Source organism: Achromobacter xylosoxidans A8 (assembly GCF_000165835.1).
Lineage (GTDB): Bacteria > Pseudomonadota > Gammaproteobacteria > Burkholderiales > Burkholderiaceae_B > Achromobacter > Achromobacter xylosoxidans_B.
In genome coordinates, this window is record NC_014640.1 from 1,447,246 (window position 1) to 1,459,629 (window position 12,384).

The window sequence follows — 12,384 nt, forward strand, 5'->3', positions numbered from 1 at the left end:
TCCGGCGATATAGGTCTGTGCGTATAATCGGCCGGTAGTCTTCGCCCTGCCAGCGCGTAGCGTCCACGGCAGTGGCGCAAAGCGTCCATCCCCTAGAAGATGGCGGCCCCCGTCGGCATGATCCGGTACTCAAGATGAGCGCGCAGGCCTACCACCACACCACCGATGTCATAGCGCCGCAGGACCAGTTCGCGTATTGGCGCGACGCGATCTGCGATGCCTACGTGCCGCTCGAACCCGAGCGCGATGCCGCGCGCAGTTTCCGCGGCCAGATCGACGGCCTGCTGCTGCCGGACCTTCATGGCTCGACCGTCACGGCGCAATCCCATGTGGTCAGATTGTCCGCGGCCGGCCTTTCGGCCCGCACGCAATCGCCTTTTTTCGCCAACCTGCTGTGTGCCGGCGAGGCCATGGTCTCGCAGGACGGAAGCGCCATGCGCGCGCGCGCCGGTGACGTCTACGTGGTGGATTGCGCTTCGCCCTGGGAAGTCGACTTTCGCACCGATTTCCGCATGTTCTGCATAGAAATTCCGGAAGGCCTGCTGCGGCCGCAGCTGGGGCGGCGCGGACGGCTGGCCACGCCGGTGCTGGACGGGAGTTCAGGGGCAGGACGGGTGTTGGCTAGCTACATGCGGCTGGTGAGCGAATTGCCGGCGAATGAACTGCAGCAGGTGCAGGCGCTGATGGTCAGGCATTGCAGCGAACTGCTATCGCGGACCCAGCTCGAAGGAACGGACGCCGGCGCGCAGGCCGCCGAACGGGTGAGGCATGACGTCCTGGATCGCATCCTGGCGCTGGTGCAGCGCCGTCTGGCCGACCGCGGCTTGACGCCGGCCTCGGCCAGCGAGGAACTCGGCATTTCGCGCAGTTATCTGTTCAAGATCCTGGCCGAGCACGGCTTGAGCTTCAGCGCCTACGTGCGGCAGTGCCGGTTGGAGAAATGCCGGCAGGCTATCGAAACCCAGCCTGGCCGCTCCATCGCGGATATCGCCGCCAGCTGGGGATTCGAGGAAGTTTCCACATTCAATCGGGCGTACCGCACGCACTATGGCCGCTCGCCAGGCAGCGGGCGCGGCGGTGCGCCCTCGCGGGCAGGGTAGCGGCGCATCACCACTTGCTCTGGCCCTGCGACTGCTGCATCTGCGGGGCGTTGGCAGGCCTGACTGTGTCCACGTACTTCTTGTAGGCGGCAACATACTCTGGGCTGCTAATGTCCGGGGTGCTGTCGCTGTCCCAGTTTCTTTCAACGCCGGATTGCTTCCAGGCAGCGAGATCCCGTTCGACCTGATCGCGGCTGAGCTGGACGTCGGACGGGGGCGCCGCGGTGGTGGGCGCGGCGGACATTTGCGCGACGGCGGGGCCGGAGAGCAGGGCGCAGGCTGCCAGGACGAGGGGAATCGCGGCGCGGACGGTTAGGGCAGTGTTCATGAAATGCTCCTGATGACGTGAGTGACCGCAGCATTGGAAACCGGTGTCCCTGGGGGCTTGCGGCAATGCAGCCCGGGGCAGGAACAGCTGCGCGACCGGATTGGCGCATTGGTGTTTTTCTTGGGCAGACCGGCCCGGTCCGCGGCGGGCGCGAACACGCTCCCGGCGCGGAGCCACGCCGCCAGGTTTGCGACTCGGGCCGGATCGGGCGTCCGGGCCTCATGCCTTCGTGCTCATCGTAGGACGGCGCAGGTGGACGCCACATACTCAATATTGAGTACGTCATGCCAGCGGGGGAGCGCGCTTAGAGCAGCGAAGCCAGCCTGACGAGTTCGGACTGGCGGTTACATTCCATCTTGTTGAGCAGGGACGCCACCTGCTTGCGCACCGTCAGCACGGAGGCATGGCGCAGGGTGGCGACCTCCTCCACGCTATGGCCCATTGCGAGTCCGGCCAGCACCGCCGCTTCGGCGCGGGTGATGGCGAATACGGCTTCCAGCCGGTCGACGTCGGGTTGGGCGAAGGCGCTCTTGCGCCGCATGCGCACCAACAGCATGCGGTTGCCGATCAGGCTCAGCGCTTGCGGGGCCGCGCTGATGTCGATCCAGGTCAATTCGCCCCAGCCGGCGGCCGCCGCCAGCGATCGCGCCTTGCCGTCGCGCGCAACCGCCTGGCAATAGGCGTCGAACAGAGCCTGTATTTTTGCGTCCGGATGGAGCAGCTTGCCGCCCCGCACGTTCCAGCCGCGCGCGTCGTCCAGATACCGCACGGCGAGCGCGGACATCTTGTCCACGATTGCATCGCGGCTGACCAGCAGCACCGCTTCGCCGACATCGGTGAGCGCGCTTTCGATGGCTGTCCAACCGATGGCGAGCGTTTTTTCGCGCTGAGCCAGCTCGCGGGCGCTCGGCAGGACGTCATGCCAGTGCGGATCGGGACTGGCCAGGTGGTCCAGCGCTTCGATCGCGCTCTGGACGGCAATCTGGTGTTCAGCCATTTGGTGCCTCCAACTCTGGTTCAGACGCAAACGCTGTCACGCATCACAGATCGTTGTAGAGGTGGCTCCGGCCAGATTGGGAGGAGCGCTGCGCGGCCGTGGTCTGGCGGCGCTTAGGCAAGACGGGGCCGGTCTGATTGCCGGCGCGGTTTTTCCCTAAGGAAATTATCCTCGCAAAATCCCGGGCCAGATGAAAAAAATGGGTACTGGGCGGGCATGAAAAGGGTCCGGATCCATAACCGCGCGCCCCATGGTCCGGGAAGGGGTGCGAGCGCACCGGGCCATGCTTACCAGCGCGCCGGGAAACAGGGGTCAGGGCTGTGCGCTGCCGCCGGGCGGATGGACCGCCGCGCGCCACAGGTCGAGGAAATGCCGCTTCTTGAGCGGGTCCAGATACACCAGCAGTCCCACGCCCAGTCCCACCGGCCGCACGCCTGCTTCCGGATTGACCGAAGCGCTCACCGGCCGCATGCCGGACTGGCGGGCGACCATTTCCTGGCCGCGCGGCGACAACAGGTAGTCCAGGAACATCGCGCCCAAGTCTGCGCGCGGCGCCTGCCTGGGAATGATGGCGGAGCGCGACAGCATCAGCGTGTAGTCCTGAGGGTATACGATGGCCAGCGCCGCGCCCTGGTCGATGCGGTGCCGGGTATAGGACTCCAGCAGGTTATAGGCCAGCGTGATCTCGCCGCGTTCGAGCTTGTCCAGCGCGTCTTCCGTGGATGCGTGCACGGTGACGCGGTTGCGGCCCAGCTCGGCCAGCAGGGCGCCGGCCATGCTGTCCAGGCGCGTGTCTTGTGTCGCCGCCAGGTAGCCGATGCCGCTGCCTTCGACATCGTAGGTGGAGATGGCGCCAGCCAGGGGCTGGTCCGGCGCCTGCAGCAGCGACAGCAGCTCGCGCCGGGTGCGCGGCGCCCGTGCGGGGGCAAGCTTGCCGGTGTTGTAGACCATGACGATAGGGTCGGTGCCGATGCTGAAGACTTCATCGCGCCAGTTGGCCCAGGCGGGCAGGGCGCGGGTCTCTGGCGAGATGTGGGCTTGCGCGTAGCCGTCGTTGACCAGCTTGGTTTGCAGGTCCATGGCGCTGCTGATGACGATGTCCGGGCCGGACCTGGACGCTGGCGTCCGCGCGGCGCGGGCGACGGTCTCGGCGTATAGCTCCTGTGTGGAAAGTTCGGTGTATTCCAGGCGCAGACCAGGGTTGAGCCTGCTGAAGTCCTCCAGGACGCCGCGGAACACTTGCACGCTGTTGGAGGCGTGCACGACCAGCACGTTCTTGCTGTCGGCAGGCCCCAGCGTCAGGCCCTCGGCGCTGGTTTCCGCGGCATGACCGGCCACGGCCGGCAGCAGGGCGGCCAGCGCCGCCAGCAGGCGCAGGGGTCTCAGGAGATCAAGCTTCATGGGGGCGGGCCGGCAGCGTGACCACGGCGTCCAGGCCGCCGCCGACGCGGTTGCTCAGGGCCAATCGGCCCTGATGGATGTCGACCACGCGCTTGATGATGGACAGGCCCAGGCCGGCGCCGGGCGCGCGCGGATTCGGTCCACGCACGAAGCGCTCGAAGGCGGCGTTGGCCAGCGCCGGCGGAATGCCTGGCCCCTGGTCGGATACGGCAATGCGCCAGCCATCGTCCTGCGGCTCCAGCCGTACGTCGATGTGGCCGTCTTCCGTGGCGCCGTGGCGCAGGGCGTTGTCGATGAGATTCTTGAAGGCTTCGCGCAGCATCAGGCTGTCGCCCAGAATGGTGGGGGGACTGCCAGGCGCATGGGCAGGCAGGTGCAGGCGGACGTCGGGTTGGGGATCGGCTTGCGGGACCGTGTCGTACACCGCCTGGCGCAACAGTTCGGCCAGATCCACCGGCTGGAACTGGCGCACGTTGCTGCGGTGGATGACGCTGGCGTCGCTCAACAACTGGTTGACCAGGCGCGAGAGCTTTTCGGCGTTGCGCAGCACGGCCAGCAGGCTGCGGCGCTGTTCGGCGGGATCTTCTTCGTCCAGCGCGACTTCCATCTGCGCATGCAGCGCGGCCAGCGGCGTGCGCAGCTGGTGCGCGGCCTCGGCGATGAAGAGGCGCAGGGTGTCCAGGTTTTCCGACAGGCGCGCCATGAAGCCGTCCAGCGAGTGCACCAGCGTGTCGAGTTCCTCGGGTACCGGGGCGGCGATGGGATGCAGATCGGATGCGCTGCGGGCCGCCAGTTCGCGTTCGATGCGGCGTATGGGGGAGAGCGAACGCAGCAGGCCCCAATAGGCCAGCGCCAGCGCCGCGGCGGTGAAGCCGATCAGCGCCAGCGTGCCTTGCCAGAGGATGCCCGCCGCCAGCGCATTGCGAGCTTCGCGAGTTTGCGCGACCTGGATGAGCGCGGTCTCGGCGTTGCGGGGGCCGGCGATCTTGCGCTCCATCCAGGCGATGCGTACCGGCTCGCCTTGGTAGCTGGCGTCGTACAGGCGGGGCGTGTACGCCGGCCCGTCCTTACCGCGGCTGGGCGGCGCGGGAAGGTCCGCGTAGCCGGAGATCAGCGCGCCGCCGGCGTCGCCGACACGGTAGAACACGCGGTCGCGCGGCGCCTGCTCCAGCAGCGCCAGCGAGGCATAGGGCATGTCCATGCGCCATTCGCCCTGCACCAACTGCAGGCTGTCGGCGATGGACAGCACCGAGGAGCGCAGCAGCTGGTCGTAGGTGGTGTCGGCAGTCTGATTCGCATAGCCGCGCACCAGCAGGTAGAGCGTGGCCAAGGCGACGACGAACAGCGCCAGCAGCATGGCCAGCAGGCGGCGCTTGATCGAGATGCGGCCCTGCGCGGCGGCGGGCCGGGCGGGTTCAGTCCCGGCCGGAGCCGGACGCGGCGGGGCTGTCGTGGTCATCGGTGGCGGTCAGGAGGTAGCCAGTGCCGCGCTGCGTTTCGATGCGCAGGGGCGAGCCTTCGAGCTTGCGGCGCAGCCGGGCGATATAGACCTCGATGGCGTTGGGAGCCGCATCGTCGTCGAAGGCGAACAGCTTGTGGGCGATTTCGGTCTTGCTGACGGCGCGGTTCATGCCGGCCAGCAGGATCTCCAGCAGGCTGTATTCGCGCTTGGGCAATTCGATGCGCTGGCCGGCCAGCGTGACCTGGCGCGCCGCGCTGTCGATGACCAGTTCGCCAAAGCGCAGCACGCCGGCGGCCTGGGCGCTGGGGCGTCGCAGCAGGGCGCGGCAGCGGGCTTCCAGTTCGCGGAAATCGAAGGGTTTGGCCAGGTAGTCGTCGGCGCCGGTATCCAGGGCGTGGACGCGGTCTTCGATGTCGATGCGGGCGGTCAGCGCCAGCACCGGCGTCTTGCTGCCGCGGTCGCGCAGCCGATGCAGGATGTCGAAGCCCGACATACGGGGCAGGCCGATGTCCAGGATGACGAGGTCGAAGGTTTCGTACTGCAGCACGCCGTCGGCGCTGAGGCCGTCGTTCTGGCAGTCGACGGCATGGCCGAGACGGCGCAGCCGGCGCACGAGTGCGTCGGCAAGGTCCGCGTCGTCTTCGATCACCAGTATGCGCATGGGGCGATTGTCGCATGGCTGGACCAGCCTCCCCACGCCGCACTCGCATTCAAAAAACGACAGGTTGCCGACAGCTTTTATTTCTAGTCTTGCGGTCGCGCTTCCCCCAGCCGGAGGCGCGACACACGCATAACAACGACTAGCCGGAGATAACCCTCATGCTTCTGACCCTGCTTGGCTTCGGCATGGTGATCACGTTCATGACGCTGATCATGACCAAGCGCCTGTCGCCGTTGGTGGCGCTGATCCTTGTCCCCATTATTTTCGCCCTGCTGGGCGGGTTCGGCTCGGGCATCGACAAGATGATGCTGGACGGCATCCGCAAGATCGCGCCTACCGGCGTGATGCTGATGTTCGCCATCCTGTACTTCGGGGTCATGATCGACGCCGGCCTGTTCGATCCCATCGTGGGCCGCATCCTGCGCGCGGTGAAGGGCGATCCGCTGAAGATCGTGGTGGGCACGACCGTGCTGGCGCTGGTGATCTCGCTGGACGGCGACGGTTCGACCACCTACATGATCGTGGTGGCGTCGATGCTGCCGCTGTACCGTCGCCTGAAGATGAACGCGCTGTCGATGACCTGTCTGGCGATGCTGGCCAGCGGCGTCATGAACCTGACGCCCTGGGGCGGCCCGACGGCGCGCGCCGCAAGCGCCTTGCACGTGGACGCGGGCGATATCTTCGTGCCGCTGGTGCCGGTGATGGGCGTGGCCATCGTGTCGATTCTGATCCTGGCCTTCTTCCTGGGCCTGCGCGAACGCCGCCGCCTGGGCGTGCTGTCGCTGCCGGACGGCGCCTCGCTGCACGCGGGCTACGACGAGGACGGTCCCAAGAACCTGCCCGAGATCGAGGTCGACCAGGACCTGCGCCGCCCCAAGCTGCTGTGGGTGAACGCCGGCCTGACGCTGGCGCTGATGGTGAGCCTGGTGCTGGGCGTGCTGCCGCTGCCGGTGTTGTTCATGATTGCCTTCGCGATTGCGCTGGTCATCAACTATCCCGACCTGGCCGAACAGCGCCGCCGCGTCGCGCAGCACGCGGGCAATGTGTTGTCGGTGGTGTCGCTGATTTTCGCCGCGGGGATCTTTACCGGCATCCTGTCTGGCACCGGCATGGTCGAGGCCATGTCGCGCAGCCTGCTGGCCGTGATTCCGGATGCCATGGGTCCGTACCTGGCCGGCATTACCGCGCTGGTCAGTCTGCCGTTCACCTTCTTCATGTCCAACGACGCCTTCTACTTCGGCGTGCTGCCCATCCTGAGCGAAGCGGCCCAGGGCTACGGCATTTCGCCCGTCGAGATGGCGCGCGCCTCGCTGATCGGCCAGCCGGTGCATTTGCTGAGTCCGCTGGTGCCGTCGACCTACCTGCTGGTCGGCCTGGCCGGCGTGGATTTTGGCGACCACCAGCGCTATGCGCTGAAGTGGGCCACGATGGTCTGCCTGGTGATGCTGGCCGCGGCGCTGGCGTTCGGCTTGTTCCCGCTGGTCGGCCAGGTGGCCTGAGCGGCGGCGCGATACCGTCTTTTCAAAAGGGGAAGTACATGGCTTTGCGCATTGCTTACGTCACCAGCGGAATGGGCCACACGGGCACCGCGATCTGCCAGGCGTTGCACAACGCGGGACACCGCGTGGTGGCAGGCTGCGGGCCGCGCTCCTCGCGCAAGGACCACTGGCTGAAGGAACAGAAGTCCCTGGGCTACGACTTCATCGCGTCCGAGGGCGACGCCACGGATTGGGCCTCGACCGAGGCGGCCTTCGCCAAGGTGCGGCGCGAAGTCGGCGAGATCGACGTGCTGGTCAACAATGCCGGCGCCATGCTGGACATGCGGTTCCGCCAGATGAGCCACGCGGACTGGTCGGCGGTGCTGCGCAGCAATCTGGACACGCTGTTCAACACCACCAAGCAGGTGGTCGACAGCATGGCCGACCGCGGCTGGGGTCGCATCATCAACATCGGCTCCGTCGCGGCGGAGAAAGGCCAGATCGGCCAGATCAACTACGCCACCGCCAAGGGCGCGGTGATCGGCTTCACGCGTTCACTGGCGCAGGAAGTGGCGGCGCGCGGCGTGACCGTCAACCTGGCGTCGCCGGGCTTCATCGCCGACGATACCGTGAAGGCGTTTCCGCCGGCCCTGCTGGACCGCATCATTGAAAGCGTGCCGGTGGGCCGTCTCGGCACGGCCAAGGATCTGGCGGGGCTGTGCGCCTGGCTGGCATCGGACGAGGCGGCGTTCGTGACGGGGGCGAACTACGCGATCAATGGCGGCGTGTATATGAGTTGAGGGCGGGGCGGCGAGGCCGCCTCGCACTTACACGTCGATCTGGTCGAAATGCACGCCCAGGGCGGCCGCAATGCGCTCGCGAGTGCTTCTCCTGGGATTTGCATCGGCGGACTCCATCGCCGCGTAACTAGGCTGACGTATGCCTAGGCGTGCCGCCATGTCGACCTGGGTGATCCCCAGATATTCGCGCCATGCGCGCACGATGCTCCAGCCGTTGCTGGTCATCAGCGTGACGACTTCATGTGGAATCGCGCCATCGGCGGGAATGCGCGGCGGCCGCCGGGAAATGGCTGCCGGTGCTCCAGTCAAGGCGAGATACTCCGAATAGGGCAAGACGACGAATGCGGGCTTGCCGTCCGATTCGAGTATGGTGGGATGCAGGCGCATGGGGGCGTTTTCTGGCTCAGCTCAATAGGTATGGTCGTCGCGCCGTTTCACTTCCTGGATCTCGATGATACGGACGACCGCAGCAACGTCGAACAGCACCCGATACTGGCCTATACGTAGACGAAACCCATATTGGTGATTGGTCAGTGCTTTGACATTGCGCGACGCGGGAAACATCTCCAGTTCAGCGACCTCCTCAACGATCCGGCTTTGGTCGACGGGAGAGATTTTCCTTAACTGCTTGACCGCTGTTTTGGTCCAGTTGATCGAGAACATTCGGCATTCGCATACGGTTATAGCTTAAGCTATATAGCTTTTCAAGCCTTCCCATTGCTTTGCAAGAAGAAATGATCAGGCGCCCTCTCCCTTCTAAGATTTTTGATGAGGGCCGATCAAGCTCTTGAGGCTACTTCAGGACGAATGCCGATTTATTGCCGCGCTCAATTCGCCAGCTTCACCGCCCCGCTATCAATCAGCTTCTGCCACTTGGCGCTGTCCGCCTGGATGAACGACTGCAATTCATCCCGCGAGCCGCCGCCGGCGATCATGCCGGCGTTCTCAAGGGCGGCCTTGAACTCCGGCGTGGCCACGGCGGCGCGTAGCGCGGCGTTGACCTGATCCAGCTGCGCGGCCGGGATGTCCTTGCTGGCCGCGACCGAGAACCACTGAGTGGCGGCGTAACCCTTGAAGCCGGTTTCTTCCACCGTGGGTACGTCGGGCAGGCTGTCCAGGCGGTAGGGCGTGGTGACGGCGTAGGCCTTGAGCACGCCGGCCTTGATCTGCGGCATGACCGGCGCCGAGCCCAGGATGGCCAGGGGGATCTGGCCGCCGGCCACGTCGGCCACCGCCTGGCCGCCGCCCTTGTAGGGCACGTGCACGATGCGGGTGCCGGCATACTGGTTGAGCAGTTCACCCGCCAGGTTCTGGGACGTGCCGTTGCCGGAGCTGCCGTAGCTCCAGGCTTCGGGCCGTTGGCGGGCGTCGGCCAGCACCTCCTGCAAGGACGGCTTGGCGCCCTTGGCGGGGCCGACGATGACCATGGGGCCTTGGGCCATCAGGATGACGGGCGCCAGTTCACGGCCGATTTCGGGCTGGGGCGTGGGGTAGATCAACGGACCGGGCACCGTCAGCAGATAGCCGTCGCTGGCCTTGCTGCGCGCCACCAGTTGCAGCGCGATGGCGCCTGCCGCGCCGGGGCGGTTTTCGACGATGACGTTCAGGCCGCTGCGCCGGGCCAGTTCCTGGGCGGCGAGGCGGGTCAGTACGTCGGCGGTGCCGCCTGGGACGAAGCCGATCACCCAGGTGATCTGCTTGCCGGGCCATTCCAGCTTGGCGTCCGCCGCGCTGGCGGTGGCGGTCAGCGCGGCGCCCAGCAGCAGCGCGCAGCAGCGGATAGCGAATTTCATGTTTTCCCCTTGATGTTCTTTTGCTCAGGCCGCCGCGCGTTTCAGCTCGGGTCCGGCTTGCCGGGCGGCGTATTCGGATGCGCGGCGCAGGATTGGTTGAAGGACTGCACCATTTTCAGGATAGGGCCCAGCACCCAGGTATTGAAGATGAGGATGTCGCTTTCTTCCTTGGGGTCCTGCTTCAGGTTGAACAGGTACGGCGACTCCAGTTTGCCCTTGCCTTCGTTGACCTCGGGCTCCCAGTAGAAATGCAGCTTCCAGTCGCGCCATTTGACTGCGCGCAGGTCGTTCTTGATGTAGAACAGGAAGCCCTCGCGCGCCGACGCCGGACTGGCGCCGGTGAAAAAGTCGGTCTGGTCGATGCCGTCGATGGGGCGGTCCTGCGGAATGGACGCGCCGCCGATGCGTGACAGCGTGGTGTACAGGTCGGTGACGTGCACGATCTCGTTCGAGACCCGGCCAGGCTGGACCTGACCGGGCCAGCGGATCATGAAGGGCACGCGCAGGCTGCCTTCCATGGCGGTGTGGTAGGTGCCCGTCCAGGGGCCGGCCGTGCCGCGGTAGGGCTTGCGGAATTCCGGGCCGTTGTCGCTGCAGAAGATGAACACGGTGTCATCGCGCAGATTCAGCTCGTCCACCGCCTGCACGATCTGGCCGACGCGGTGGTCCATTTCCACCATGGAGTCGGCGAAGTCGCCGGCGCCGGTGCGCCCCGAGAAGTCTGGGTGCGGCAATGTGGGAAAGTGCAGGTGCACCAGCGGCAGGTACAGGAAGAAGGGGCGGCTGGCCTCGGCGTGCTTGCGCATGAAGCCGATGGACCGGTCGACCAGTTCGGCGTCGATGCCGCGGCGGGTCTCCAGATCGTAGACCTTGACGTTTTCGGAAGGCGCACCGGCCTGGCCCTGCATGATGTGCGGGATGTCGGCGACCGAGGGATCGAAGCCGATGGACGAGGTGAACTGGCTTTCGTCGGTGGTGCGCGGAATGCCGTACCACTCGTCGAAGCCGCGATCGGACGGATAGCGGCCGGGGATGTCGCCCAGATGCCATTTGCCGTAATGCGCCGTGGCGTAGCCCTGGCCCGACAACTGCTGGGCCAGGGTGATTTCGTCACGCGCCAGTCCTTGCGGCAGGCCGGGAGGCACGGATTGCAGGCAGCCGGTGCGGATGGGGTGGCGGCCGCTCATCAGCGCCGAGCGTGTGGGCACGCAATCGCTTTCCACGTTGAAGTTCTGTAGCAGCAATCCTTCGGAGGCCAACCGATCGATATTGGGGGTGGGCGCGCCGCGCAAGGCGCCGCCGCCGTAGCAGCCCAACTCGCCCCATCCCAGGTTGTCGGCCACGATCAATACGATATTGGGCTTCTTGTCCACGTGCTGCGTCTCCTGTCGGTCCTCGGGTTTATCCAGGGATTCTAGGAGCGCGGGCTCGGCTTAATATTCCTGAAGCTGAGTCTATGCATAACCATTGATTATGAATTTGTCGCTGCGTGACATCGAATACTTCCTGGCCGTGGTGGAGCACGGCAACCTGGACCGCGCGGCGGCCGCCTGCGGCGTCAGCCAGCCGGCGCTGTCGAAGTCATTGCAGCGGCTGGAAGCCGATACCGGGCTGGCCCTGCTGGACCGAGGTGGTCGCGGATTGCGCCTGACTTCGGCGGGCCTGGCGTTTCGCGAGCATGCGCAGCGGCTGTGGGCGGAATACCGCGACGCCGTGCGCAATGCGATGGAGCTGCGCCTGGGCGAGGCCGGGCTGCTGCGCATCGGCGCCACCGGCGCCACGGTCGACAGCGTGGTGATGCCGGCGCTGCGCCGCCTGTTGCCGCGCCGGCCGGCGCTACGGGTGCAGCTGACCCAAGGGCAATCGGACGATCTCAACGATCAGGTCGCGGGCGGCAAGCTGGACCTGGCGGTGACGCCGATCTATGCCGACGTGCCGGGTTCACTGCACCAGGAACCGATCCGCGAGGACGGATTGTGCGTGGCCGCCAGCCGCAAGCATGCGCTGGCCTCGCGGCGCAAGCTGGCCTTGCGCGACCTGGCAGGCCAGCGTTGGATTCTGCCGATGCCGGGTTCGGTGGCGCGCCATGCGTTGGAGGCCCGCTATGCCGAGGCAGGCCTGGCACAGCCTTCGGCGGCGCTGGAGGTGCAGCATTTTTCCGGAGGCGCGTTGGCGCTGTTGGCGGCCTCGGACCTGTTGGCGCTGATGCCGCAGAGCGCGCTGGGTCCGGACATCGCGGAGTTGCCGGTGGCGCTGGGCCGGCCCCTGCGGCGCAGCATGGCGCTGGTCACGCGCCATGGCACTACCTGGTCGCCGCTGATGCAGGAGTTCCGCGCGGCGGTGCTGGACGCCGCCGCTTAGCGC

At 66.4% G+C, this 12,384-nt stretch carries 13 protein-coding genes; 4 read left to right on the top strand and 9 right to left on the bottom strand.

From position 1 onward, the window contains the following. The first annotated feature begins 134 nt into the window (after positions 1–134). Entirely contained in the window at positions 135–1,100 is a 966-nt protein-coding gene (locus tag AXYL_RS06825; RefSeq protein WP_013392060.1) for a helix-turn-helix domain-containing protein, read from the top strand. A 7-nt stretch (positions 1,101–1,107) separates the two neighbouring features. Here AXYL_RS06825 and AXYL_RS06830 read toward each other — a convergent pair whose 3' ends face one another. The 5 genes from AXYL_RS06830 to AXYL_RS06850 all read right to left on the bottom strand — a co-directional run bounded on the left by AXYL_RS06830 (position 1,108) and on the right by AXYL_RS06850 (position 5,949). Beyond that, complete coding sequence (locus AXYL_RS06830; RefSeq protein WP_013392061.1) at positions 1,108–1,428, bottom strand: DUF4148 domain-containing protein; 321 nt, start codon at positions 1,426–1,428, stop codon at positions 1,108–1,110. 304 nt (positions 1,429–1,732) lie between these two features. Next, positions 1,733–2,425 carry a helix-turn-helix transcriptional regulator gene (locus tag AXYL_RS06835; RefSeq protein ID WP_013392062.1) on the bottom strand — a complete coding sequence of 231 codons (693 nt, stop codon included), beginning with the start codon at positions 2,423–2,425 and terminating at the stop codon, positions 1,733–1,735. Between the two features lie 312 nt (positions 2,426–2,737). Next, positions 2,738–3,826, bottom strand: a complete 1,089-nt coding sequence (locus AXYL_RS06840) for an ABC transporter substrate-binding protein (protein WP_013392063.1) — start codon at positions 3,824–3,826, stop codon at positions 2,738–2,740. Continuing rightward, positions 3,816–5,285, bottom strand: coding sequence for a sensor histidine kinase (locus tag AXYL_RS06845; RefSeq protein ID WP_013392064.1), 1,470 nt, complete (start codon positions 5,283–5,285; stop codon positions 3,816–3,818). The genes AXYL_RS06840 and AXYL_RS06845 overlap by 11 nt, the downstream gene beginning before the upstream one ends. Next, complete coding sequence (locus AXYL_RS06850; RefSeq protein WP_013392065.1) at positions 5,242–5,949, bottom strand: response regulator transcription factor; 708 nt, start codon at positions 5,947–5,949, stop codon at positions 5,242–5,244. The genes AXYL_RS06845 and AXYL_RS06850 overlap by 44 nt, the downstream gene beginning before the upstream one ends. A 158-nt stretch (positions 5,950–6,107) precedes the next feature. Between AXYL_RS06850 and AXYL_RS06855 the strand changes: the two genes are divergently transcribed. Then, positions 6,108–7,448: a CitMHS family transporter gene (locus AXYL_RS06855; RefSeq protein WP_013392066.1), complete on the top strand. Its 1,341-nt coding sequence runs from the start codon at positions 6,108–6,110 to the stop codon at positions 7,446–7,448. Positions 7,449–7,486: 38 nt separating this feature from the next. Beyond that, positions 7,487–8,227 (top strand): SDR family oxidoreductase, encoded by a 741-nt coding sequence (locus tag AXYL_RS06860; RefSeq protein WP_013392067.1) that lies wholly within the window; start codon positions 7,487–7,489, stop codon positions 8,225–8,227. Positions 8,228–8,254: 27 nt separating this feature from the next. Here the strand turns inward: AXYL_RS06860 and AXYL_RS06865 are convergent, their stop codons facing one another. The 4 genes from AXYL_RS06865 to AXYL_RS06880 all read right to left on the bottom strand — a co-directional run bounded on the left by AXYL_RS06865 (position 8,255) and on the right by AXYL_RS06880 (position 11,393). Further along, the gene (locus AXYL_RS06865) at positions 8,255–8,614 is read right to left on the bottom strand and encodes a helix-turn-helix transcriptional regulator (protein ID WP_013392068.1); all 360 of its coding nucleotides are present in this window, start codon (positions 8,612–8,614) and stop codon (positions 8,255–8,257) included. Between the two features lie 21 nt (positions 8,615–8,635). Continuing rightward, positions 8,636–8,890 carry a type II toxin-antitoxin system RelE family toxin gene (locus tag AXYL_RS06870; protein ID WP_013392069.1) on the bottom strand — a complete coding sequence of 85 codons (255 nt, stop codon included), beginning with the start codon at positions 8,888–8,890 and terminating at the stop codon, positions 8,636–8,638. 164 nt (positions 8,891–9,054) lie between these two features. Further along, entirely contained in the window at positions 9,055–10,020 is a 966-nt protein-coding gene (locus AXYL_RS06875; RefSeq protein ID WP_013392070.1) for a Bug family tripartite tricarboxylate transporter substrate binding protein, read from the bottom strand. 41 nt (positions 10,021–10,061) lie between these two features. Beyond that, entirely contained in the window at positions 10,062–11,393 is a 1,332-nt protein-coding gene (locus AXYL_RS06880; protein ID WP_013392071.1) for an arylsulfatase, read from the bottom strand. Between the two features lie 100 nt (positions 11,394–11,493). Between AXYL_RS06880 and AXYL_RS06885 the strand changes: the two genes are divergently transcribed. Further along, entirely contained in the window at positions 11,494–12,381 is an 888-nt protein-coding gene (locus AXYL_RS06885) for a LysR family transcriptional regulator (RefSeq protein WP_013392072.1), read from the top strand. Positions 12,382–12,384 lie beyond the last annotated feature (3 nt).